Source organism: Burkholderia sp. Ed8 (genome assembly GCF_040761425.1).
In the GTDB taxonomy this organism is placed as follows: Bacteria; Pseudomonadota; Gammaproteobacteria; order Burkholderiales; family Burkholderiaceae; genus Burkholderia; species Burkholderia seminalis.
Genome location: NZ_CP142889.1, coordinates 841,316 through 865,977, shown reverse-complemented (window position 1 = coordinate 865,977; position 24,662 = coordinate 841,316). Strand labels below are relative to the sequence as shown.

Sequence of the window (24,662 nt, the reverse complement as noted above, 5' to 3'; positions counted from 1 at the left end):
GACGGCGGCCGCGATCATCCCGCGGGCCTTGCCGCCGTTCGCATTCGGCTTCGGCTTCGGCGCGACGCGCGCGGGGCGGCTGCCTGCCGAGCCCGCCTTCCGCGAGGCGCGAGCGCCGTGTCTCCGTCGATTCGCTGTTTCCGGGTGAGTAAGTAACGAGTAAGTCGATCGATCCTAGAGTCGGCTCCGTTGCCCCTCCACTTCGAGAAACAACCGTGAAATGAACTCTTTGCCGCAAGCGTCCACTGTTGCTGGCTTTCATATCGGCCGTTCTGTATTCGGGCGCAGCGTGGGCGAACAGCGCCGCGACTGAGGCAAAGAGCCAACACGGCGGTTTTGGCGGCACGTGAACGAACGTGGTGTCACGAGACTTACGCCTTTCCGTCATAAAAAATTTTTTAATGCGTCGCCAACGTTTGCGAATGCCAAACGAGCTCCGTCGCACTTCAGCGCCCGACCGTGCCGCCGTAAAGCAGATACAGGCGCGTTCTCGTGAGCCTGTCGCAATTGCCGCGCGCACCTTTCAATTATCCAACATCGCAAGGACTGCTCTTTATCGTCCGGCCTTGTTGCCCCTGGAGTAGAAGACATGAATCTGAACAACCTGCCGGTCAAGACGAAGCTCTCCGGAGCGTTCGGGATACTGGCAGTCATCGTGCTGGTCGTCTCCGGACTGTCCCTCAAGGAATTGAACGAGGCCAACAGCCGCTTCGCCGGATATATCGGCGGCGTCAATGCACGTGCCGACTTGGCCGAAGCCGTACGTACCGCAGTCGACGATCGGGCGATGGCAGTGCGCAACCTCGTATTGGTGACGACACCGGCCGACGTCGAACTGGAAAAAGCCGCCGTGATCGACGCCGAACGACGCGTCGAGTCCAACCTCGAGAAGTTCAATGCAATGGTGGCCAGCGCTTCCGACCTAAGCGACAAGGGGCGCAGTCTGGCGGCTGAACTCCCGCGGATCGAAGCGCTCTACCGCCCGGTGGCCTTGGACATCGACCGGTTGGCAGTGAGCAACCAGCGTGATGCAGCGATCGCTGAAATCAATACGAAATGCAGACCGCTGCTGTCGGCGCTGATCAAGGCGTCCAACGACTATGCGGACTTCACGCGTCAGCACGCAGCGCAGATGGTGCAGGAGGCGGGCGAACAGTTTTCGACCCAACGAGCCGTGCTGATCATCATCTGTTTTGTCGCGGTTGCAATCGCAGTGCTGGCCGGCGTCGTCATTACACGGGGTGTGTTGCGTGCGCTTGGTGCCGAGCCTGCCGCTCTGGGCAAGGTGGCCCAACGCGTGGCCGGCGGAGATCTGGGCCTGGTACCCGGTGCGCAAGCCGCGCCCGCGGGCAGCGTGCTCGCGTCGATGGGTGAGATGCAGGCGAGCCTCGTGCGCCTGATTGGTCAAGTCCGCACGTCAGCGGACGGCATCGCCACCGGTTCGAGCCAGATTGCGTCGGGTAACGTCGATCTTTCCGCGCGCACCGAGCAGCAGGCGGCTTCCCTGCAAGAAACGGCCGCGAGCATGGAAGAACTCACGTCGACCGTCAGGCAGAATGCCGAGAACGCGCAGCAGGCAAGCTCACTTTCTGCCAAAGCGTCGGAAGTGGCAGGGCGCGGCAATCATGTCGTCAGCCGCGTGGTCGACACGATGGGCGATATCAGCGCAAGTTCCAGCAAGATTGCCGAGATCACGGGGATCATCGAGGGCATTGCTTTCCAGACGAATATCCTCGCGCTCAATGCCGCGGTGGAGGCGGCCCGCGCGGGCGAGCAGGGGCGTGGGTTCGCCGTGGTCGCAAGCGAGGTGCGCAGTCTCGCGCAGCGATCGTCCATCGCCGCGAAGGAGATCAAGGATCTGATCAATGCATCCGTGCAGAAGATCCAGGACGGCTCGTCCCTTGCGAGTGAAGCGGGAAAAACGATGACCGAGGTCACGCAGTCGGTCGCTCGCGTCACCGACATCATGAGCGAAATCGCCGCGGCATCGACCGAACAAAGCCGGGGTATCGAGCAAGTCAATCAGGCCATCACACAGATGGACGATGTCACGCAGCAGAACTCCGCGCTGGTGGAGGAAGCGGCGGCCGCGTCGAAATCACTGGAAGACCAAGGGCGACAGCTGAACCATGCAGTGTCGTTCTTCCGGCTGGATGCGAACCAGCAGGCATGGGTCTGAGACGTTTCTCGTAGTCATTCGGCAAGCGAGTTCTCTTTTCCCGGAGGCAAGGAGAACTCGATGAAGATGCGGTTGACCGACGAGCAGATCGTCCGGACTCCGCGCGTGGCCGAGAGTCGGGACGAACCCATGAAGGATCCGGGCAAGCGCCACGACATCTCGGAACAGACGTTCGAGCGCTGGCGCAACCGGTTCGGCGGCGTGGATGTGGCCGATGCCGACCGGCTCAAGGGGCCGGGAGTCGGAGCGCGAGCGGCTCGGACGTTTGATCGCTGCAATGGCTGGTCATCGACGGCCTGAAGAAATGCAGCCGAAAAAACGAGTCATCCAACGGGACGGCGCGACGCGCTGGAAGCCCTGACCCGGCGGTGGCCACGCCGTCGTCGTTGCGACTGCAACATTCGCCTGCCTGGTGCGACACAAGCCGATCCGGTATGGCGCTACGGCTTTGCGCGCGACCCGTTGGCGGACGGGCGTGCGTTGAATATTCTCGTGCGCGACCCCGCGCATCGACGACACCTCGATTCGATCTTGTACGCGTGGTCGATCATTCATTAGATCGTTTGAGCGAATCAGCAAACTTTGCCGGGCGGCAACACATGCGCGATCGAATCTCGAGCCGCCGGATCGGCGCGGCTCGCGGGGATGTGACCGGATACGCGCGTTGCGATTGCCAACGGGTAAACCCGTATCGTCGGTTATTTTTGGCATCGTATAGTGCAGCCACGGATACAAATATCCAGTCTTACAAAATACTTTCCGATTGGGGGCGATGGTGATTCCCCGGCGGATGGATCGACGCACGCTCAGCCAGCGTAGCGACATAGGGCAATGACATGAACATGGACGGACAGACACCCTCGCCATATCCGCAATTTCCCGCGACGGCGGAAGAGGAAGCCTACGCGTACGTGCTCTACCGGATCCGGATGGGGACGTACAAGGCGGGCGATCGCCTGATTCCGGAGGACATCGCCGCCGACATCAATACGAGCCGCATGCCGGTGCGAGAAGCGTTTCGCCGGCTCGCCAGCGAAGGGTTGGTCGTGATCCGGCCGAATCGCGGCGCGGTCGTGCGGGGGCTCGACGTCGACGAGATGGAAGTGGTATTCGGCATGCGCGGCGTGCTGGAGGGGCTGGCGGCGCGCATGGCGCTGCCGAACATCACGCCGCAGCATGTCGACGAGTTGACGCGCCTGATCGACGCGATGGAGCGCGCCGAGCCGGACGGCCAGCAGTGGGTGACCGTGCATCGCAGCTTTCACGAGTATCTGTGCCAGCTGTGCGGCCGCCAGCGCCTGATTACGCAGATTGCCGGGCTGCATACGATGGTGGAACCGCACATGCGCTTGTGGCTCGAGCTGGCGTACAAGCCGAAGACGTCGCGCGACGACCACATGTCGCTGATCGAGGCGATCCGGTGCGGGGATCCTGTCGCGCTCGAGGCGGCGGTACGCGAGCACATCGAAGCGACCGTGCCGGCATTGCGCGACTGGATGACGGGCGGCGACTGACGGAACGCGGCGAGGCGGTCGCCGACGCCTCGTGCTTATCGATAAGGCATCCGAAATAATCGTCAGACGAGAGACCTGCAACACGACCACGCAGTCATTTCCACCGAAACACGTTACGGAGTATCGACATGAAACGACACATGATGAGATTCCTGGTGCTCGCCGCCGTCATGCTGGCGGCCGCGCAGGCCCAGGCGAAAGAGTGGAAGGACATCCGGATCGGCTACGAAGGCGCTTATCCGCCGTTTTCGTCGATGCAGCCGGACGGCACGCCGGTGGGTTTCGACATCGACGTGATCCATGCACTGTGTGCGCAGATGCACGCCCGTTGCACGTTGGTGCAGATCGGCTGGGACGGCCTGCTTCCCGCATTGATGGCCGACAAGGTCGACGCGATCGTCGCGTCGGTCGCGATCACCGCCGAGCGCAAGCAGAAGGTCGCCTTCACCGACAAGTACTACAACACGCCGCGCCGGCTGGTCGTCGCGAAAAACAGCCCCGTCAAGGACGCGACGCCGGCGGAGTTGAAGGGCAAGCGCGTCGGCGTTCAACGCGGCACGCTGGCCGACAAGTACGCGAGCGCGTATTGGGTGCAGAACGGCGTGCAGCTGGTGCGCTACCCGACCCAGGACGAGGTCTACCTCGACCTGCGCTCGGGCCGCATCGATGCCGCGCTGCAGGACGCGACCGCCGCGTATTCGGCATTTTTGACGAAACCGGAAGGCGCGAACTTCAAGTTCGTCGGCACGCCGATCGTCGGTACGACGCCCGAGCAGAAGGCGTTGCTCGGCGAGGGTTACGGCATCCCGGTGCGCAAGACCGACGACGATCTCCGGCAGCAACTGAACCAGGCGATCACGGCCATTCGCGCCAATGGCGTGTATCAGTCCATCGAGAAGAAGTACTTCGATTTCGACATCTACTGATCGCGTGTCGATCGGCGCCGCGCCGACGCGCATGGATGCGCCGGCATGGCCGATATGAACCCCGAGCGCGCTGGAAAGGAGCGTTATGTCCGAATTGCAGCAATACCTGCCGGCGCTGTTGCGCGGCGCCGAGGTGACGATCGTGCTCGCCGTGTTGTCCGTCGCGCTCGCCGTGTGCATCGGCATCGCGGGCGCGATGGCCAAGCTGTCGGGCTCGCGTGTGCTGGTGTCCGCCGCCACCGCGTATACCACGCTGATTCGCGGCGTGCCGGAATTCGTGATGATGCTGCTGGTGTTTTATGGCGGCCAGATTCTACTGAACCAGCTGTCGGCCGCGTTCGGCTTGCATGCGCCCGACGTCGACGCGTTCGCCACCGCCGTGCTGACGATCGGCTTCATTTTCGGCGCGTACTACACGGAGACGTTCCGTGGCGCGATGCTCGGCGTGCCGCGCGGCCAGATGGAGGCGGCGCGTGCATACGGATTCTCGGGATGGCTCGCCTTTCGACGCATCCTGTTGCCACAGATGGCGCGGCTCGCGTTGCCCGCCGCCGTGAACAACTGGCTGGTGCTGCTCAAGACGACGGCGATCGCGTCGCTGATCGGCCTGCACGACGTGATGTTCATCTCCGACCAGGCCGGCCGCACGACCCAGGCGCCGATGACGTTCTACCTGGCCGCCTGCGCGGTGTATCTGCTGGTGACGTCGGGATCGACGGCATGCCTGGCGCGTGCCCGCGTGCGCCTGAACCGCGGCATGCGCGAGGGGAGGCTGCACGGATGAGCCATGAACAATGGATCGCGCTGCTCGGCGCGTACGCCGGCGGGCTGTGGGTCACCGTGCAGTTGACCGTGGGCTCGCTGGCCCTCGGGTTGCTGCTCGCGATTCCGCTGGCCGTGTTGCGCGTGTCGCCGAACCGCGTCGTGCACGGCCCGGTGGCGGTCTACACGTGGTTCATGCGCGGCACGCCTCTGCTCGCGCAACTGATGCTCGTGTATTACGGATTCGGTCAGTTCCAGTGGGTCCAGGACGCGTGGCAGCGCGGCAATCCACTGTTGTTGCCGCTGCGCGACCCTTTCGGGTGCGCGCTGATCGCGCTGACCGCGAACACCTGCGCGTATACCGTGGAAATCCTGGCCGGAGCGATTCGCACCACCGCGTACGGCGAAATCGAAGCGGCGCAAGCCTACGGGATGTCGCGCGCGACCGCGTGGCGCCGCATCGTGCTGCCGTCGGCGCTGCGCCGGTTCCTGCCCGCCTACGGCAACGAAATCATCCTGTTGCTGCACGGCACATCGCTCGTCAGCGCGATCACGCTGATCGACCTGACGGGCGCCGCGCGGGATGCCTACGCGAATTACTACGCGCCGTTCGAGGCGTTCATTTCCGTCGGCACCGTCTATTTCGCGTTGACGGGGCTCGTCGCGCTGCTGATCCGGACCGCCGAGCGGCGTCTGCTCGTCCACCTGCGGCCGCTGCCGCTTTCCACGCTTGCTCAATCGCGGAGCCACGCCACATGAATGCACTGTCTGTCGACAATCTCCACAAACGCTACGGCGACAACGAGGTCCTGAAGGGCGTCTCGCTCGCAGCGAACCCGGGCGACGTGATCAGCGTGATCGGTTCGTCGGGATCGGGCAAGAGCACGCTGCTTCGATGCATCAATTTTCTGGAATCGCCTTCGTCGGGCCGCGTGTCGCTGGGCGGCGGGGAAGTGCGGACGTCGGTCGACCGCAACGGCCGGATCAGGATTTCGGATCCCGTGCAGTTGCGCCGGATGCGGACGCGGCTCGCGATGGTGTTCCAGCATTTCAATCTGTGGGCACACATGACGGTGCTGCAGAACGTGGTCGAAGCGCCGCTGCACGTCCTGAAGCTCGGCCGCGCGGAGGCGCGCGAACGGGCGGAACGCTATCTCGAACAGGTGGGCATGACGCATTTCGCCGATGCGTACCCGGCCCATCTGTCCGGCGGCCAGCAGCAGCGCGTCGCGATCGCACGCGCGCTCGCGATGGAGCCGGACGCGCTGCTGTTCGACGAACCGACGTCGGCGCTCGATCCGGAGCTGGTCGGCGACGTGCTCAAGGTGATGCGCGATCTCGCCGACGAAGGCCGCACGATGATCGTCGTCACGCATGAGATGGGCTTCGCGCGCGAGGTATCGAACCACGTCATGTTCCTGCACCAGGGTGTTGTGGAGGAAGAGGGCCATCCGCGCGACATATTGAGGATGCCGAAAAGCGGACGGTTGCAGAAATTCCTGTCCGGCGGGCTCAAATAGCGGGACTCGACGGCCAGTTCCGGCCGGTTCCGCACACGCAAGACACGACCATGGAAGAGACGAAACCAGGAAGGTACCCATGCACATGCTGAAGCAGAATGACATCGACCACGTCCTTCATCCGTATACGAACCTGAGCCGCCATCGCGATGTCGGGCCGATGGTGATCGAGCGTGGCGAGGGCGTTTATGTATACGACACGGAAGGAAACCGCTATATCGAAGCGCTGAGCGGCCTGTTCTGCGCATCGCTGGGATTCAGCGAACAACGGCTGGCCGATGCAGCCGACCGGCAGATGCGCAAGCTGCCGTTCTATCACGCGTTCGGCCACAAATCGTCGGAGCCGTCGATCCTGCTGGCCGAGAAACTGATCGCGATGGCGCCCGTGCCGATGTCGAAGGTGTTTTTCGCGAACTCCGGTTCCGAAGCCAACGACACCGCGGTAAAGCTGATCTGGTACTACAACAACGCGCTCGGGCGGCCGCTGAAGAAGAAGATCATCGCGCGCACGCGGGCGTACCACGGCGTGACGATCGCGTCGGCGAGCCTGACCGGCCTGCCGAACAACCATCGCGACTTCGACCTGCCGATCGATCGCATCCTGCATACGGACTGCCCGCACTACTATCGTCATGCGCTGCCGGGCGAATCGGAGGAGCAGTTCGCGACGCGCTGCGCCGATTCGCTCGAGCAACTGATTCTTCGCGAAGGGCCCGAGACGATCGCCGCGTTCTTTGCCGAGCCGGTCATGGCGTCGGGCGGCGTGATCGTCCCGCCGGCCACCTATATGGAAAAGATCCAGCGCGTGCTGAAACGGTACGACATCCTGCTCGTGGCCGACGAGGTCATCTGCGGTTTCGGTCGGACCGGCAACATGTTCGGCTCGGAAACGTTCGGCATGCAGCCCGACATGATCGTCGTCGCCAAGCAGCTGTCGGCCGGCTACCTCCCCATCTCGGCGCTGATGGTCAACGAGGGGATCTATCGCGCACTCGTGGCCGAAAGCGAGAAGATCGGCACCTTCGGCCACGGCTTCACGTACAGCGGCCACCCCGTTTGCGCGGCCGTCGCGCTCGAGACGCTGCGCATCTACGACGAGGACGGCGTGCTCGACCACGTGCGCGACGTCATCCCGCATTTCCAGCAGCGCGTGGCCGATCTCGCCGCGCATCCGCTCGTGGGCGAGGCACGCGGGTCCGGGCTGCTCGCGGCCGTCGAGCTGGTCGCCGACAAGGCGACGAAAGCGCCGTTCCCGCCCGCCGAAGGCGTGGCGATCCATGCGGGCGAGCGGGCGCTGACGTACGGCGTGATCACGCGGGCGCTGGGCGATACGTTCAATTTCTGCCCGCCGTTGATCATCACGCACGACGAAATCGACCAGTTGTTCGACGCGTCGAAACAGGCGCTCGACGACACACTCGCATGGCGCCGGTCGCTGGCCGCACGCTGAATCGGGAGAACACCATGAGGAATTTCGAACAACCGGGCCGCTCGCTGGTGATGTCGACCGGCGCGATGGCCGCGACGTCGCATCCCGCGTCGACGCTGGCCGCCATCCGGATCCTGGAATCGGGCGGCAATGCGATGGACGCGGCCATTGCCGCGTGCGCGGTGCAGTGCGTCGTCGAGCCGGGCTCGACCGGCATCGGCGGCGACTGCTTCGCGCTTTATTCGCGCGGCGGCGGCGACGATATCGTCGGCTTCAACGGGTCGGGCTGGGCGCCGGCCGCTGCGAGCGTCGAGCGGCTGAGCGCGCTCGGCATCACGTCGATCGAGCGGCACTCGCCGCACGCGGTGACGGTGCCCGGCGCGGTCGACGCGTGGGCGACGCTCGCGCGCGACCACGGCACGCTGCCGCTTTCCGCGCTGCTTGCGCCGGCGATCCGGCTCGCCCGCGACGGCTATGCGGTCGCGCCGCGCGCGGCCGCGGACTGGGCCCATCAGGCGCAGTTGCTGTCGCTGGACGACACGAGCCGCGCGCAGATGCTGGTTGCCGGCCATGCGCCGCGCGCGGGCAGCGTGCATCGGCAGCCGCTGCTCGCGCGCACGCTCGACGCGATCGCGCAAGGGGGCCCGCGGGTGTTCTACGAAGGCGCGGTCGCCGAGGACATCGTGGCTCGCCTGCGTAGCATGGGCGGCCTGCATACGATGGACGACTTCGCGGCGTTCAGTGGCGAATACGTGACGCCGATCACCGCGCGCTTTCGCGGCTACGACGTGCACGAGTGTCCGCCGAACGGACAGGGCGTCATCGCGCTGCTGATGCTGAAGCTGCTCGAAGGATTCGACGCGAACGACGATCCGCTCGGCGCCGAGCGCCTGCACCGGGAGATCGACGCCGCGCGCGTCGCGTATGCGTTGCGCGACGTGCTGCTCGCGGATCCGCGCTACCGGCCGCTGGATGTCGATACGCTGTTGTCCGAGGCGTCGGTCGAGTCGCTGCGCACGCGCATCGCGGCGCTGCATGCCCTCGGCGCGCCGGTCGCGGCGCCGGTGGAGCACAAGGATACGGTCTACATCTGCGTGGTCGACAAGGACCGCAACTGCGCGAGCTTCATCAATTCGCTGTTTCATCCGTTCGGCAGCGGCATCATGTCCGCGCAAACGGGCGTGATGCTGCACAACCGCGGCCAGAGCTTCACGCTCGAAGCGGGCCACCCGAACGCGATCGCGCCGCACGCGAGGCCGATGCATACGATCATCCCCGGCATGGTGACCCGCGACGGCAAGGTGCAGATCACGTTCGGCGTGATGGGTGGCCACTACCAGGCGATGGGACATGCGCACTTCCTGTCGAAGGTGCTCGACTACGATCTGGACCTGCAGACGGCGATCGACCTGCCGCGCATCTTTCCGCGGCCGGGTACCGATCAAGTGGAGGTCGAATGCACGATGCCCGCGGCTGTGCGCGAAGCGCTCACGCGACGCGGCTTCAACCTCGTCGCGCCGAACTGGGCGATCGGCGGCGCGCAGGCGATCCGGATCGACTGGGAGGCCGGCACGCTGATCGGCGCGTCCGACCATCGCAAGGACGGCTGCGCGCTGGGCATCTGACCCGGGCGTCCGCATTGTCGGCACACGAAACAAGGATTACATCATGCAGAAGCAGTCGGTCGTACGTGGAGACGGCGCGATCCGCCGCGAGTCGCCATACGGTTCGTCGAAGGAGAATACCTATGCGGGCGTGGTGTCGTTCATGCGGCGTCTGTATACGAAGGAACTGGCCGGCGTCGATCTCGCGGTGACGGGCGTGCCGCTCGATATCGCGACGACCAACCGTCCGGGCGCGCGGCTCGGCCCGCGCGCGATCCGCGCGGCGAGCAGCCAGCTCGGCGTGCTGCTGCCGTATCCGTGGGGGATCAATCCGTTCGACGACTATGCGGTAATCGACTACGGCGACTGCTGGCTCGACGTACACAATCCGTCGACCGTCAAGGAGACGATCGTCGCGCATGCGCGCACGATACTCGACGCCGGTGCACGGATGCTGACGCTCGGCGGCGATCACTACATCAGTTATCCGCTGCTCGTCGCTCATGCGGAAAAATACGGCCGGCCGCTTTCGCTGATCCATTTCGATGCGCACTGCGATACCTGGCCGGACGATCGGCCGGACAGCCTCAATCACGGGTCGATGTTCTACAAGGCGATCAAGGACGGCCTAATCGATCCTGTCCACTCGGTGCAGATCGGTATCCGGACGTGGAACGACGATTTCATGGGCGTTTCGGTGCTCGACGCGGCGTGGGTGCATGAACACGGCGTGAACGCGACCATTGCCCGAATCGTCGAGATCGTCGGCGCGCGGCCGACCTATTTCACCTTCGACGTCGACGGGCTCGATCCGGCGTTCGCGCCCGGCACGGGTACGCCCGTGCCGGGCGGCCTGTCGAGCGCGCAGGCGCTGTCGATCATCCGCGGGCTCACGTCGGTCGACCTGGTCGGCGCGGACGTGGTCGAGGTCGCGCCCGCCTACGATCACGCTGACATTACCGCGCTGGCCGCCGCGCACGTGGCGAGCGAGCTGGTCTGCCTGTTCAGGCACCGCGCTCGCGCGGCGCGGTAAGGCCTGGGCGCGCCGGCGATTCGCGTCGCCGGTGCGGCCCGGGAAAAACGGCATCGATTTCGGTCGTATCAATTCGGTATCCGAATTGAATGACGAATGAAGCCAAAAACATGTCAATAGATGGATCAACCACGCAACGACAGGAGAGCACGGCAATGAAATGGATCGCATCGACCACACTTGCATGCGCGGCCGGTATGTGCGGCAGTGCATTTGCGCAAAGCTCGGTCACGCTGTACGGCGTCATCGACGAATCGATTCAGTACACGCACAACACCGGCGGCGCCAGCAACCAGGTCAAGCTGCAATCGGGACAGATGTCGGTCAGCCAGTGGGGGCTGAAAGGCACGGAGGATCTGGGCGGCGGCCTGAGCGCGCTGTTCAACCTGCAGAACGGTTTCAACGTGAACAGCGGCAAGATGAGCGGCGGCCTGCTGTTCGGACGCAAGGCGTTCGTCGGGCTGTCGGGCGGATTCGGTACGGTGACGGCCGGCCGCCAGCAGGATACGTTGCAGGACCTGGTGTTGCCGGTGCAGGGGAACAATTTCCTCGAGTACTTCACGGCGCCCGGCGACGTCGACAATGCAGACGGCTCGGTCCGCAACAGCAATGCGGTCAAATGGGTGAGCCCGTCGTGGGGCGGCCTGCAGGTGGCCGCGATGTACGGGTTCGGCGGCGTGGCGGGCTCGGTCGGCTCCGGGCAGGCGTACAACGCCGCGATGTCGTACACGGCCGGGCCGGTGACCGTCGCGGCCGGCTATGCGCATCTGGACAACGGTAACGCGGTGCTGTCGACGCGTGGCGCAAGCAGCGCCGATACGATCTTCCTGTCGCCGGTCAACAATGCATACGCGACGGCGAGTGCGGTGAATATCGCGCGGGCCGGCGTGAGCTACGTGCTCGGTGCCTTCACGCTGGGCGGCCACTATAGCTATGCCGAATACCTGCGCGACGGGCATTCGACGTTCGGGGCGGCCGAGCGCTACAACAACGGCTCGGTGTTCGTCGCATGGCAGGCTTCGCCGGCACTGTTGTTCGAGACGGGTTACAACTATCTGAAATCGCACGGCGATTCGTCGGCCACCTACCAGCAGGTCACGCTCGCGGCCGACTACGCGATCAGCAAGCGTACCGATCTCTATGCAACGATGAGCTACGGGCACGCGTCGGGCAGCAACGGCGCGGGCCCGGCGCAGGCGGTGATTGCGGATGCGTATGTCGATGGCGGCAAGGCCACCCAGGAGCTTGCGATCGTCGGGATTCGCCACCGTTTCTGACACGCAAGCGGCGCGCGTCATGACAGTGGCACGCTCGTGGCCGTTGTCGTGACGCACGAGGTGCAGGGGAGACGGCGTTTGGCAAGCGGCCATCCGGTATGCGTCTCCCGGTACATCGTGGGCGATGCGCACCGGCAACGAGAACACGATGATTTCCGGGAAACCGTGGTCGACCCACAACCCGGTCGTGAACGAGAAACCCGGTTCGTCGCCTTCGGCGAGCACTTCCGTGCAAAACCATCCGTGCCGCCACGTTGCCGCGGCATCCCCGCCTACCGCTCCGCGCCTTCCGCTTCCGCCGTTTCGCCGAGGAACCCGCCGCTCTGGTGCGCCCACAGCGCCGCATAGATACCGCCCGCGTTCAGCAGCTGCTGGTGCGTGCCTTCCTCGACGATGCGCCCTTCGTCGAGCACGATCAGCCGGTCCATGGCCGCGATCGTCGACAGCCGGTGCGCGATCGCGATCACCGTCTTGCCGCTCATCAGCGTGTCGAGGCTGCGCTGGATCGCGACTTCGACCTCGGAATCGAGTGCGCTGGTCGCCTCGTCGAGCACGAGGATCGGCGCATCCTTGAGCATCACGCGCGCGATCGCGACGCGCTGCCGCTGGCCGCCCGACAGCTTCACGCCGCGCTCGCCGACCTCGACGTCGTAGCCGCTGCGCCCGTGGCGGTCGCGCAGCCGGTCGATGAACTCGGACGCTTCCGCCCGCACGGCGGCCTCCTGCATCTCGCGCTCGGTCGCGTCGGGCCGCCCGTACAGCAGGTTCTCGCGCATCGTCCGGTGCAGCAGCGACGTATCCTGCGTGACCATCCCGATCGCGCTGCGCAGGCTGTCCTGCGTCACATGCGCGATGTCCTGGCCGTCGATCCGGATCGTGCCGCCGCCGACGTCGTAGAAGCGCAGCAGCAGGTTCACGAGCGTCGACTTGCCGGCGCCCGAGCGGCCGATCAGGCCGATCCGTTCGCCTGGCCTGATCGTCAGGTTCAGCCCGTCGAACACCGTGCGGTCGTTGTCCTCGTGCGCGAACTGCACGTTGTCGAATACGATTTCGCCGCGTTGCACCGCGAGCGGCTTCGCATCGGGCGCGTCGACCACGCTGCGCACCTTCGTCAGCGTGTTGATGCCATCCTGGATCGTGCCGACGTTCTCGAACAGCTCGGTCATTTCCCACATGATCCAGTGCGAATAGCTCGACAGTCGCAGTGCCATCGCGATCACGGCCGCGACGACGCCCGCGCTCGCCTCGCCGTGCATCCACAGAGCGAGCGCGAGCCCGGCCGAGCCGACCAGCAGCAGCGTCGACAGCAGATGATTGACGATCTCGAACGCGCTGACGAGCCGCATCTGCGCGTCGCCGGTCGCCTTGAATGCCTCCATCGCGCGCCGGGCATGGTCGGCTTCCCGCCGCGTGTGCGAGAACAGCTTCACGGTGGTGATGTTCGAATACGCATCGGTGATGCGGCCTGTCATCAGCGCGCGCGCGTCGGCCTGCCGGCTGCCGACGGCGCCCAGGCGCGGCACGAAATAAGCGCACGCGGCGCCGTAGCCGAGCGCCCACAGCACGAGCGGAATCATCAGCCGCCAGTCGAAGCTGGCCGCCAGCACGAGGATACCGATCAGGTATGCGGTCACGCCGATCACGACGTCGACCGACATGAACAGCGCGTCGCGCACCGCGAGCGCGGTCTGCATGATCTTGGTCGTCACGCGGCCCGCGAATTCATTGGCGTAGAACGACAGGCTCTGGTCGAGCATCAGCCGGTGAAACAGCCAGCGCAGCCGCATCGGGAAGTTGATCGCCAGCACCTGGTGCTTGACCATCGTGTGCAGCGCGATCAGCAGCGTGCTGCCGGCGAGGATCGCCGCGAAGCCGGCGAGCGCGCCGAAGTGGCGGCCGCCGAATTCCGCCGGTGTCGACGTCGACAGCCAGTCGACCACGTGCCCCATCATCGCGAACAGCGCGGCTTCGTATGCGGCGAGCGCGGCCGACGTCAGCGCGATCAGCAGGATCCAGCCGCGCGCGCCTTTCGTGCACGCCCAGACGAACGAGAAGAATCCCTTCGGCGGCGTGACGGGATCTTCGAGCGGGAAAGTCGGCAGGCGACGTTCGAACCACGAATACATTGAAACTCCTCCTTGTAGCGGCCGCGCGGGGCGGTGCGACCGATATTGCCTGATGCCCGTTTCATCTAGCGCGCCTTTGGCGGCGCTGCCGTGTTGCACATGTGTTCACTGCGACCGGATCCACGCTTCGATCGGGCCGAGCGTGCCGGGCGCATACACATGGCGCCCGAGCGCCGTGTACGGACCGATCTTCCACTGCGGCCAGTCCGACTCGAGCGGGTAATCGAACCAGCCGGCGCGCGGCAGCCCGTGCGTCGCGCCGGGCACCACGACGACGCGCCGGATCGACGTGGCTATCCAGCGCGCCCCACCCGGCCAGCACGGGCCCCTGCCTCGTCGCGAGCGCCTGCGATGCATCTTCCAGATAGTCGCGCTCGGCGGCCAGTGTCGCATCGATCCGGTCCGATTGCAGGCCGCCTTGACGCCCGCAGCCCATCGCCATGATAATAGATCGACTGATCAGTCTAATAAATATTAGAGCGATCGTCATGTACGGAGTTCCCGTTGAGAAAGATCGATCCTGAAAGAGTGGAAGCGAAGCGGCGCCAGATTCTGGATGCCGCCATCGACTGTTTTGCGCGCGACGGCTTTCATGCGACGTCCACGGCCGCGATCTGCAAGGCGGCCGGGATGAGCCCCGGCAACCTGTTTCACTATTTCCCGACCAAGGCGGCGATCGTCGAGGCCGTCGCACAGGAAGACCAGCGCGAGATGGCCGAGCTGTTCGCGCGGCATGCGAACGCCGACGATGCGCTGACCGCGATCGAGGAGATCGCGCTGGCGCTGATGGAACTGTCGAGCGATCCCGTCTATGCGCGCATCAGCATCGAGACCGCGGCCGAGGCGACGCGCAATCCGGAGGTCGCGGCATTGTTCGCGGCGAACGAGGCGCAGGTGAAAGGGCGGATGGTCGCGCTGATCAAGCGCGGTGTCGCGCAAGGGACGATCGACGGGAGCCTGAAGCCGGATCTCGTCGCGACGTGGTTGCTCGCGCTCACGGAAGGCGCGGTCGGGCGGGTCGTATTCGAGCCGGGATTCAAGCCGCGCGCGCATCGCGCGATGCTGCGGACGATCATCCGGCGGATGCTGCGGCCGCAGTGACGATCGCTGTCCCGATACCGCGCGGCACCCTCGTCGTCGCGCGTTTCGGTCCCGGTCTCATCTGCCCTTCGGCGCACCCAGGCAGCGCATGATTGCCGAGCGCAGCTTGTCGCTCGGCACCGGCTTGTGCAGCAGCATGAAGCCGCCGTGCTGTGATCGGCCGGGCCGGCGCGCGGTAGTGTCGCCGGTGATCAGCATCGCGGGAATGGCCGCGTTGAATTCTTCGCGAATCCGTGCGATCGCGCCGATTCCGTTCTCGTCGCCGCGCAGGTGCAAATCGCAGATCAACAACGTCGGGGGTACGTCGCCGGTCGCCAGAAGCGCGATCGCGTCGTCGACCGACGGCGCCACGACGACGCGGTATCCCCAGCGGGCGAGCAGGATCGACATGCCCGCGCGGATGGCCGCTTCGTCGTCGATCACCACGACGAGGTGCGCCGCGGCCGCGGCGGCCTCGTCGAAGGCGAACTCGTCGACGGCGGTCGCGGGCGGTTTCACGACCGCGTCCACTCGCACCAGGCGCAGTTCGAAGCACGAGCCCTGCCCGGGCGCCGAGCGCAGTGCCAGCGGGCACTCGAGCAGCTCCGCCAGGCGCCGCACGATCGCCAGGCCGAGGCCCACGCCCTGTTCGTGGCCGCGGTCGCGATGGGGCAACTGGTAGTAGTCGTCGAACACGCGGCTTTGCTGATCGGCGGGAATGCCGCGCCCGGTATCGATCACTTGCAGGCGGACATGCGTGTGTGTGCGCCGGCAGCCCACCACGATCCGTCCCGCGTCGGTATAGCGCACCGCGTTGGACAGCAGGTTGCGCGCGATCCGCTCGATCAGCACCGGATCGGAGTCGACCACCACGGTGCTCGGCACGTACGACAGGTGCAGCCCCTTCGCGCGCGCGTCGACGGCTACGTCCCGGCACACCCGCTCCAGCACCGAATCGATCGCGAACGGCCTGCGATGCACGGGCACGACACCGGCATCGAGCCGCGAGATGTCCAGGATCGCGGTGAACAGCTCGTCCATCGCATTGACGGATTGGTCGATGCGTTCGACGAGCAGCGCGCCATCGACGGGCATCGGCACGTGCCGCAATGCGCCGACGAACAGGCTCAATGCATGGACGGGCTGGCGGAGGTCATGGCTTGCCGCCGCGAGAAAGCTCGATTTGACGCGCACGGCTTCCGCGGCGAGATCCTTCTGCTGCCGGAAGTTTTCGGCCAGTTGAGCGGCCTGCTGGCGCGCGTGTTCGGCGGTCCGTTGCGCATGGATGAGCTGCAACTGCATCTCGATCTGGTTGCGCAGCTCTTCGACCAGCCGGATGTACCGCTCCGAATAGGCGTTTTCCTTGCAGTCGAGCAGGCAGATCGTGCCGAACGTCGTCATGTCCGGCCAGCGGATCGGCAGGCCGAGATACGAAACCATATTCACGCGCAGATCAGGATTGTTTCGCCAGCGTTCCGATCGTCGCGCGTTCGGCACGACCAACGAGCGGCCGCTCTCGATCACCGCTTCGCAATAAAGCCCCGATCCGTGCAGCTCGGCCGATTCGCCCGGATAGAACGGATTGCCTTCGGATCGGCTCGCCACCAGCACGCGGATGTCTTTTCCGACGTTGCGCATGATCAGCGCGGCCGGCACGCCGACGATTTCCGCCATCAGGTCGACGAGACGCTGCCAGCGCGCGATCACGTCGGCGGCCAGGTCGAACGGGACGTCCGAGGCTGCCGAAACGATCGGCGGCGGGGCTTCGGGTGATTCGTCGGCGCGCGTCATGCGCAGGCTCCTCGGGTATCACGCCCCGGACCCGGAGCCCGCATGCGGTATCGCGACCGGGCCCGGCGGTCGGCGTCGGTGCCGCGCCCGTTCATTGCCACGTGAATGCACATGAATGTCCGTCAAGTGTCGTTCATTGCGTGTGAGGCGAATTGCAATCGCGCGCGTCGCACGCGGGTGCATCGGGGAGTCGGAGGATCGCGCCACGCTTCGTGTCTCGGGGCGGGGTTGTCATCAACGCCCCCGTTTGCGTTGAGGATGCAGAAAAAATTTAGGCGATCCCCGCCGGCAACGCAATTCGCGCTTCCGGTCAGATGAGTCCGGCCTTCCTGCCGACGGCAGCCGCCTGCGTGCGATTGATTACGTTCAACGCCTTGAAGATCGCAGTGATGTGCGCCTTGACGGTTTTTTCCGACAGGCCGAGCTTGCGGGCGATGACTTTGTTCGGCATGCCTTCCGCAAGATAGCGCAGCACTTCGATCTGGCGGTGCGTCAGCAACTCGTCGCGCGAAAGCGTCGTCGCCCCGGCGCTGTCCGGCTGCTGTGTCGCGTGTTCGTCGAGTACGAGCGGTGGCACGTAACGCTCGCCGCTGAGCGCGATCCGGATCGCAGACAGCAGCGTATGCGGGCTGGCCGATTTCGGCACGTAGCCCATCGCGCCTTGCGTGAATGCGGCGCGCACGGCGCCCGGATCTTCCGACGACGACAGCACGATGACGGGCAGCCCCGGGCGCATCTTCGCGAACTCGGCGAGCGCGTCGATCCCGTCCATGCCTCGCAGCTTCAAGTCGAGCACGATGGCGTCGAGGTCTGCGTGCAGGTTGAGCAGGTGCAGCGCGTCATCGGCGCTGCTCGCCTGAACGACGATCATGTCGGCGTCTTCCCGACGCAGCAGCATCTCCACGCCGTCACGCAGGAGCGCGTGATCGTCGACGATCAGTATTTTCATGGGCGCGATGGGCTGTGGGAAAGCCGACGCCTATCCGATAGGAAAGAACAGGATTGTACAAGACGAAAGTCGTAATACTAACGTCCTGCTTATCCGGTATTTCCCCTGCGTCGAACGTCGCGTTTACATTCCGTTTGAAAAGGTCGAGACTCCATCGCGGCAGTGGCTAATGGCGGGCGATTCAGGCGGCGCCGTGCTGCGATCGTCGGCGTACGTCTGCCGCTGAATGCCGACTGAAACCCAGGTGTATCGCAGTGCGAAGCAAGCGTGCGGCGGAAGGCCGTCGAAATTCGCCGCACGGGAGCCGTTGAATCGGATATTTCACGATGAAATAAGCATGATGAAACGGCGTATTTTTTTCCATGTGTCATTCGATGGCGAGGCCATTGATTTCGATTGTGCGTCAATTGATGCCGGCGATGAGTGTTGTCAACGGAAATGACGTAATTCAGGAATCGAACGTGACGTATCCATGTCCCACCGGCGATGCCGAATCGGGTGTGCTCCGTAGCCGAAGCGGACGGGCGCCATGAGCTTCGATGGCCTCTCGATCCAACAGCGGATGGGCATCGGCTTCGTGCTCGTCGTGATGCTGACGATCGTGGCGTGTGGAACGATCGTCCTGGAAAGCTACCGGCAATACCGGCAGGGGAGCCTCGATTTGCGCGATTTCGGGCGGGTCGAGCGCGCGATGGTCGCGGCGAACCTGATTTCGGCCGAACGCTGGCCGGCCAACACGCTGCTTGCGTTGCAGCGGCGCGACCCGGCGGCGGACGTGGAGGCCGTAAGCGATGCGCGGATGCGCTCGAACCTGGCACTCGACGCGCTTCGAACGGACATCGCGCAGGCGGCGACCCTCGAGGCACCCGAGCGGCGGATCGCGTTGCGTGCGCTCGAGTCGATCCGCGCGGAACTGGGCGGCGCCCGTGGCGAAGTCGACGCGCTCGCGGCGCAGCCGCTGACGGCGCGCACGGTGTGGCAGGTTCAGGCGGCGCAAGACCGGATGTTCGCGGTCGCCGACGATCTCGCGTCACTGGCCGACGACGTCATGGCCGGCACGGCAATGCGCAATCCGGCGACGTCGGGTTTGTTGATGCTCGCGCACCTGCTTGGCGACCTGCGCGAATATACCGGCCGGCTCGGCTCGCTGTTCGTCGCGTCGCTGATCAAGCGCGAGCCGATCGGCGAGGAGCGGCTCGCGAGCATCATCCAGATGCGCGGACGCATCATGCAGCTGCGCGCGTTGATCGCCGGCGCGATCGCGCCGCTGCTCGCCGACACGACGCTCGCAAACGACTTCGCACGACTGAACGACACGCTGGACGGCAGCTTCCTGCCGCTGGTCGCGGCGACGATCCGCGCGAGCCGGACGGGCGCATATGCGATGAGCGTCGAGGACTTCGCGCGGCGGATCATGCGCGATCTCGGGGCGTCGGAGCAATTGCGCGACCGCGTGATCGAAATGACGAGCGCGCGCACCGTCGAGTTGCGCGATGCCGCCCGCGTCAGGATGGCGCTATCCGTCGCCCAAGCGGCGCTGTGCACGTTGATCCTGTTCCTGCTCGTGCGCGGCACGCAGCGGACGCTGTCGAAGCCGCTCGCCGAGCTGAGCCGGCGCATCGTCGCGCTGAGCCAGGGCGATGTGTCGCCGATCGCCCGGGTGCCGGGCGCGAGCCCGGAGATCGGGCGGGTGAACGACGCACTGGACATGCTGCGCGGCGCCTACGTTCGCCGTTCGGTGCTCGAGCGGCAGCGCAGCGACATGCTGACGCTGTTCTCGCATGACATGCGCGCGCCGCTCACGTCGGTCGTCGTGCTGGTGAATGCGCCCGCCGAATGCCCGTCCGGCTGCACCCTGCGCGAGCGCCTGCATGAGATCGGCAGGCTGGCGTGCCATACGCTGGCGATGGCCGACGGTTTCGCGCAGGTCTCGAGGGCGGAGGCGGGCGAGTGCGTGTCGGAGCTCGTCAACGTCGCTGACCTGATGAATCAGGCACGGGATGAAATCTGGCCGCGCGCGCAGGAAAAGCGGATTGCCGTCGAGGACGTGCCGCGTTGCGACGAAGCGCTCGTGTACGGCGACCCGGCACTGCTGTCGCGCGCGCTGGCCAACCTGCTCGGTAACGCCGTCGAGTACAGCGCACCCGATACCCGTATCGAGTGCACGGTCGAACTGACCGACGATCGCGCGTCGGTGCGCTGCATCATCCGCGACCACGGTTACGGGATCGCCGCCAGCGAGCAGGCGCATCTGTTCGAGCGTTATCGGCGCTTTCGCCTGCAAGGGCAGCCGTACACGAAGGGCGTCGGGCTCGGTATGGCGTTCGCCAAGGCGGTCGTCGATCGGCATCGCGGCGAGATTCGCGTGGACAGCGCGGCCTGGCAGGGCACGACGGTAGTGCTGAGCTTGCCCGTGGCCGGGGCGGACGACGCGGCGGAAAGCGCGAACCGCGAGACGCTGGCCGAACCCGTCCCGGGCTGAGGGCCGGCGGCGGCGAGCCGGTCGGTGCGCTCGCCGGGGCGCCAGATTTTCAGACTTTTCATGGTGCCCCGAAAAAAGTCCTTGACTGTCTATCTATGAGTAGATAAAGTTCGATCCATGGAAACGAAACCGACCGTCCGCGAACAGATTCTCGATCACGCGATCACGCTGATGATGCTGCGCGGTTACAACGGCTTCAGCTATCGAGACCTGTCCGACCTGGTGGGCGTGAAGACGTCGAGCATCCACTACTACTTCCCGTCGAAGGACGATCTGGTGCTGGAAGCGGTGGCGGTGTACAGCGACGAAGTCCTCGCGGCCATGCGGACGATCGATCCGGCATTGCCGGCCGACGTGAAGCTGAGCCTGTACACGAAGATGTTCGGCCGCACGCTCGGCGACGGCAACCTGATCTGCCTGTGCGGGATGCTCGCGGCCGATATCGAAACGCTGCCGGAGAACGTGCGGCAGGCCGTGCAGGCGTTCTTCAAGGCCAACGAAAGCTGGCTGGCGGCATTGCTGGCGCAGGGCGCGAAGGAAGGTACGCTGCAGTTCAGCGGCGAACCCGATACGGCCGCGCGCACGTTGTACGCGGCGTTTCAGGGTAGCGTGCTGGCCAGCCGGCTGTTTCATACGCGGGCGCGCCTCGAGGATGTCGAGGCCGTCTGGAAGGCGCGGTCCTGACGGACCGCGCGGGTAGCAGGGCGGTTCGCCGCCGTTTTATTGGTTCTTGTTGTCTATTTAGTGATAGATAGACAATCGGCGCAGAGGGTAATGCTTCTGTATTTTTTGGGGATGCTTGTCTATCTATGAGTAGATAAACAAGCGCGGGACCGGCGGAAAAAGCCGACGGCACGCGATCCCCGGTTCGAAGGTTGTTTGGTTCATTTACTGCAAAGGAGTCTGTCATGTCGATCGAAAAAGTGTTGTACCGCGCCCATGCAAAAGCCACCGGCGGCCGTGACGGTCGTGCGACGGTGCCCGAAAGCGGTCTCGACCTGAAGCTGACCACGCCGCGCGAACTCGGTGGCGCGGGCGGCGCAGGCGCGAACCCCGAGCAGCTGTTCGCCGCCGGCTACAGCGCATGCTTCATCGGCGCGATGAAGTTCGTCGCGGCTCGCGACAAGATCGCGATGCCCGCGGACGCCGCCATCGAAGGCAGCGTCGGCATCGGCGCGATCCCGAACGGTTTCGGCATCGAAGTCGAACTGAAGATCTCGCTGCCGGGCCTCGATCGCGACGTCGCGCAAACGCTGATCGACCGTGCGCACGTCGTCTGCCCGTACTCGAACGCGACGCGCGGCAACATCGACGTCACGCTCACGCTTCTCTAATCAATCGCACTACGAATCATTTGTCGTCATTCAACCGCGAACGCCAAGGAACACCATCATGAAGATCGTCAAGCCGCTGCTGATCGCCGCCGCCGTTGCGGCCGCGCTGTCCACCGCCCCCGCCGCATTCGCGGCCGGCGCCGATACCATCCGTCCCGATACGAAGACGAGTGCGTTCCTCGCCGTGCTGAACGGCCAGAAGGGCCCGGGCCTCGAAACGCTGAGCCCCGCGAAGGCGCGTCAGGTGCTGGTCGATGCGCAGAACGGCGTAAAGGTGGACCTGTCCGGCATCGACGTGTCGAACCGCACGATCGAGCAGGACGGCCTGTCGGTACCCGTCACGATCGTGCGCCCGCAAGGCGCGACGGGCACGCTGCCGGTCTTCGTGTTCATCCACGGCGGCGGCTGGGTGCTCGGCGACTTCCCGACGCACGAGCGCCTCGTGCGCGATCTCGTCGTGCAGTCGGGCGCCGTCGCGGTGTTCGTGAACTACACGCCGTCGCCGGAAGCGCATTACCCGGTCGCGATCAACCAGGCTTATGCGGCGACGAAGTGGGTGGCCGCGCATGGCGCCGAGATCGGTGTCGACGGCAGCCGCCTCGCGGTGGTCGGCAACAGCGTCGGCGGGAACATGGCGGCCGTCGTGGCGTTGATGGCGAAGGACAAGGGCGGCCCCGCGATCCGCTTCCAGGGGCTGATGTGGCCGGTCACGGACCACAACTTCAATACGGGCTCGTACAACGCGTACCAGCAGGGCCACTTCCTGACGCGGCCGATGATGAAGTGGTTCTGGGACGCCTACACGAAGAACGAAGCGCAACGCAACGAGATCTACGCGTCGCCGCTGCGCGCGAGCACCGCGCAGTTGACGGGCCTGCCGCCCGCGCTGATCCAGGTGGCGCAGTTCGACGTGCTGCGCGACGAAGGCGAAGCGTATGGCCGCAAGCTCGACGCGGCCGGCGTGGATGCGACGACCACGCGCTACGACGGCACGATCCACGATTTCGGTTTGCTGAACGCGCTGGCCGACGATGCACCGACGAAAGCCGCGACGAAGGCGATGGCCAACGAAATCGCGACGCGGTTGAAGTAACGCGGCGGGCGCGTACGCGCGCCGCAAGCGTCGCGGTGCGTGTGCGAACGGAACGAAGGCGGGCGTATGCCCGCCTTTTTTGCATGCGACCGGCGCGCGGTTGGGGCGGTGAAGCACGACGGTGTCCGCAGGGGTGACACGGTCGAGCCGGGATCGGGCGATTGCGCCAGTCGCGACTGGCGGCCGGCAATGTTGGTACGATCGCGCGTATCGTCCATGCCGGCGCGGCAAGCCGCCGGCCCGGCGCAACCATTCGGGAGAAGCGGTTCATGTTGCAGGCGTTCGCGGTCTTGCTGATCTTCCAGTGTCTCGGCGAAGGCGTGTCCTATCTGTTCGGCCTGCCGGTGCCGGGCCCCGTGATCGGCATGCTGCTGCTGTTCGGCTTCGTGATGTTGCGCCCGCAGGTGGCCGATGCGATCGAACCGACCGCGCTCGAGCTGCTGCGCCACCTGTCGCTGCTGTTCGTGCCGGCCGGCGTCGGCATCATGGTGTCGGCCGATCGCGTGCGCGGCGATGCGGTCGCGGTCGTCGTCGCGCTGGCCGTCAGCACCACGCTGGCGATCGCGGTGACGGCGCTCGTCACGCGTGCGCTGCTGCGGCGCCAGCGCCGCGCGGGCGGCGACGCGGAGGGCGTGCAATGACGGCCTTCCCGAAACTCGGCGCGATCTGGGTCTATCTCGCCGCGACCCCGCTGCTCGGCCTGACCATCACGCTGGTCGCGTATCTGTTCGCGCAGGCCGTCTATGCGCGGGCGCGCTTCAACCCGCTCGCGAACCCGGTGCTGATCGCGGTCGCGCTGATCGTCGTGCTGCTGACGATCACGCATACGCCGTATCCGACGTATTTCGAAGGCGCGCAGTTCGTCCACTTCCTGCTCGGCCCCGCGACCGTTGCGCTCGCGCTGCCGCTGTACCGCCAGTGGTCGAAGCTGCGGCGCACCGCGCTGCCGCTGCTCGTCGGCCTGCTCGCGGGCTCGCTGACCGCGATCGTGTCGGCGGTCGGCATCGCCGCGCTGTTTGGCGCGTCGGGCCAGACGATCGCGTCGCTCGCGCCGAAATCGGCGACGACGCCGATCGCGATGGCGGTCGCCGCCGAGATCGGCGGCATTCCGTCGCTCACGGCCGTGCTCGTGATTTCGACCGGGATTTTTGGCGCGGTGTGCGCACGTGGCATCCTCAATCTGCTGCGGGTCGACGAGCCGGCCGTGCGCGGCTTCGCGCTCGGCGTCGCGTCGCACGGGATCGGTACCGCGCGCGCGTTCCAGGTCAGCGAGGAGGCCGGCGCGTTCGCCGGGCTGGGGATGGGGCTGAACGGCGTGCTGACGGCCTTCGTCGTCCCGATCCTGCTGCCGGTGTTGTCGCGCTGGATCTGAACGCGCGCCGGTCGGCCGCGGGCTATCGGTTTCCCTGATGGCGCGGATGGCAGGCCGAAAGGACGGCCCGTGCCGCTTGCACGTATCGTTGTCGTTATCAGGAGAATTCAGGAACGCACACGGACATTTGCGCGGCGATCGGCTAACGTTGCATCGGCGCCGTTGTCGCAAGCCGTCGCGTGCGCGCCGGT

The 24,662-nt window shown here is 65.5% G+C and carries 20 protein-coding genes and 3 pseudogenes; 18 read left to right on the top strand and 5 right to left on the bottom strand.

Going from position 1 to position 24,662, the window contains the following annotated elements; all coding sequences use genetic code 11:
- Positions 1 to 589 precede the first annotated feature (589 nt).
- From VXM69_RS38125 to VXM69_RS38075, 11 genes and pseudogenes are all read left to right on the top strand, one after another.
- Positions 590 to 2,179 carry a methyl-accepting chemotaxis protein gene (locus tag VXM69_RS38125; protein WP_367190518.1) on the top strand — a complete coding sequence of 530 codons (1,590 nt, stop codon included), beginning with the start codon at positions 590 to 592 and terminating at the stop codon, positions 2,177 to 2,179.
- A gap of 60 nt (positions 2,180 to 2,239) precedes the next feature.
- Positions 2,240 to 2,671: pseudogene (locus VXM69_RS38120) on the top strand (transposase); the annotation flags it as partial.
- A 344-nt stretch (positions 2,672 to 3,015) separates the two neighbouring features.
- Positions 3,016 to 3,693, top strand: coding sequence for a GntR family transcriptional regulator (locus VXM69_RS38115; RefSeq protein ID WP_080288031.1), 678 nt, complete (start codon positions 3,016 to 3,018; stop codon positions 3,691 to 3,693).
- Positions 3,694 to 3,833: 140 nt separating this feature from the next.
- Complete coding sequence (locus VXM69_RS38110) at positions 3,834 to 4,619, top strand: ABC transporter substrate-binding protein (RefSeq protein ID WP_069704927.1); 786 nt, start codon at positions 3,834 to 3,836, stop codon at positions 4,617 to 4,619.
- Between the two features lie 85 nt (positions 4,620 to 4,704).
- Entirely contained in the window at positions 4,705 to 5,403 is a 699-nt protein-coding gene (locus tag VXM69_RS38105) for an ABC transporter permease subunit (RefSeq protein WP_034191981.1), read from the top strand.
- The gene (locus VXM69_RS38100) at positions 5,400 to 6,140 is read left to right on the top strand and encodes an ABC transporter permease subunit (RefSeq protein WP_034191980.1); all 741 of its coding nucleotides are present in this window, start codon (positions 5,400 to 5,402) and stop codon (positions 6,138 to 6,140) included. The genes VXM69_RS38105 and VXM69_RS38100 overlap by 4 nt, the downstream gene beginning before the upstream one ends.
- Complete coding sequence (locus tag VXM69_RS38095; protein ID WP_367190517.1) at positions 6,137 to 6,901, top strand: ABC transporter ATP-binding protein; 765 nt, start codon at positions 6,137 to 6,139, stop codon at positions 6,899 to 6,901. The genes VXM69_RS38100 and VXM69_RS38095 overlap by 4 nt, the downstream gene beginning before the upstream one ends.
- Positions 6,902 to 6,980: 79 nt before the next feature.
- Positions 6,981 to 8,351, top strand: a complete 1,371-nt coding sequence (locus VXM69_RS38090) for an aspartate aminotransferase family protein (RefSeq protein WP_034191978.1) — start codon at positions 6,981 to 6,983, stop codon at positions 8,349 to 8,351.
- 14 nt (positions 8,352 to 8,365) lie between these two features.
- Entirely contained in the window at positions 8,366 to 9,955 is a 1,590-nt protein-coding gene (locus tag VXM69_RS38085) for a gamma-glutamyltransferase family protein (protein ID WP_367190516.1), read from the top strand.
- 43 nt (positions 9,956 to 9,998) lie between these two features.
- Positions 9,999 to 10,967 carry an agmatinase gene (gene speB / locus VXM69_RS38080; RefSeq protein WP_124608654.1) on the top strand — a complete coding sequence of 323 codons (969 nt, stop codon included), beginning with the start codon at positions 9,999 to 10,001 and terminating at the stop codon, positions 10,965 to 10,967.
- A 155-nt stretch (positions 10,968 to 11,122) separates the two neighbouring features.
- Complete coding sequence (locus VXM69_RS38075; protein WP_034191976.1) at positions 11,123 to 12,244, top strand: porin; 1,122 nt, start codon at positions 11,123 to 11,125, stop codon at positions 12,242 to 12,244.
- A gap of 27 nt (positions 12,245 to 12,271) precedes the next feature.
- On the opposite strand, the pseudogene VXM69_RS38070 reads toward VXM69_RS38075, so the two are convergent.
- The 3 genes and pseudogenes from VXM69_RS38070 to VXM69_RS38060 form a co-directional block, all read right to left on the bottom strand.
- Positions 12,272 to 12,469, bottom strand: a pseudogene (locus tag VXM69_RS38070) (DUF4262 domain-containing protein); the annotation flags it as partial.
- 47 nt (positions 12,470 to 12,516) lie between these two features.
- Positions 12,517 to 14,370 (bottom strand): ABC transporter ATP-binding protein, encoded by a 1,854-nt coding sequence (locus tag VXM69_RS38065; protein WP_069704924.1) that lies wholly within the window; start codon positions 14,368 to 14,370, stop codon positions 12,517 to 12,519.
- A gap of 105 nt (positions 14,371 to 14,475) precedes the next feature.
- A pseudogene (locus VXM69_RS38060) lies at positions 14,476 to 14,785 on the bottom strand (alpha/beta hydrolase); the annotation flags it as partial.
- Positions 14,786 to 14,874: 89 nt separating this feature from the next.
- Here VXM69_RS38060 and VXM69_RS38055 point away from each other — a divergent pair.
- Positions 14,875 to 15,471 carry a TetR/AcrR family transcriptional regulator gene (locus tag VXM69_RS38055; protein ID WP_049028532.1) on the top strand — a complete coding sequence of 199 codons (597 nt, stop codon included), beginning with the start codon at positions 14,875 to 14,877 and terminating at the stop codon, positions 15,469 to 15,471.
- A 57-nt stretch (positions 15,472 to 15,528) separates the two neighbouring features.
- Here VXM69_RS38055 and VXM69_RS38050 read toward each other — a convergent pair whose 3' ends face one another.
- Together VXM69_RS38050 and VXM69_RS38045 are read right to left on the bottom strand one after the other, a co-directional pair.
- A complete protein-coding gene (locus VXM69_RS38050) occupies positions 15,529 to 17,241 on the bottom strand; it encodes an ATP-binding protein (protein ID WP_367190515.1) in 1,713 nt (570 codons plus the stop codon).
- Positions 17,242 to 17,551: 310 nt separating this feature from the next.
- On the bottom strand, positions 17,552 to 18,190 hold the full coding sequence (locus tag VXM69_RS38045; protein ID WP_175026868.1) for a response regulator transcription factor: 639 nt from the start codon (positions 18,188 to 18,190) through the stop codon (positions 17,552 to 17,554).
- 529 nt (positions 18,191 to 18,719) lie between these two features.
- On the opposite strand from VXM69_RS38045, the gene VXM69_RS38040 reads away from it, so the two are divergent.
- The 6 genes from VXM69_RS38040 (at position 18,720) to VXM69_RS38015 (ending at position 24,471) form a co-directional block, all read left to right on the top strand.
- Positions 18,720 to 20,672: a HAMP domain-containing sensor histidine kinase gene (locus VXM69_RS38040; protein ID WP_301741835.1), complete on the top strand. Its 1,953-nt coding sequence runs from the start codon at positions 18,720 to 18,722 to the stop codon at positions 20,670 to 20,672.
- A gap of 117 nt (positions 20,673 to 20,789) precedes the next feature.
- Positions 20,790 to 21,356: a TetR/AcrR family transcriptional regulator gene (locus VXM69_RS38035; protein ID WP_034191971.1), complete on the top strand. Its 567-nt coding sequence runs from the start codon at positions 20,790 to 20,792 to the stop codon at positions 21,354 to 21,356.
- Between the two features lie 224 nt (positions 21,357 to 21,580).
- Positions 21,581 to 22,006, top strand: coding sequence for an organic hydroperoxide resistance protein (locus VXM69_RS38030; RefSeq protein WP_034191970.1), 426 nt, complete (start codon positions 21,581 to 21,583; stop codon positions 22,004 to 22,006).
- Between the two features lie 58 nt (positions 22,007 to 22,064).
- Entirely contained in the window at positions 22,065 to 23,099 is a 1,035-nt protein-coding gene (locus VXM69_RS38025; protein WP_367190514.1) for an alpha/beta hydrolase, read from the top strand.
- Between the two features lie 269 nt (positions 23,100 to 23,368).
- Positions 23,369 to 23,740, top strand: coding sequence for a CidA/LrgA family protein (locus VXM69_RS38020; RefSeq protein WP_124608658.1), 372 nt, complete (start codon positions 23,369 to 23,371; stop codon positions 23,738 to 23,740).
- A complete protein-coding gene (locus tag VXM69_RS38015) occupies positions 23,737 to 24,471 on the top strand; it encodes an LrgB family protein (protein ID WP_034191967.1) in 735 nt (244 codons plus the stop codon). The genes VXM69_RS38020 and VXM69_RS38015 overlap by 4 nt, the downstream gene beginning before the upstream one ends.
- Positions 24,472 to 24,662 lie beyond the last annotated feature (191 nt).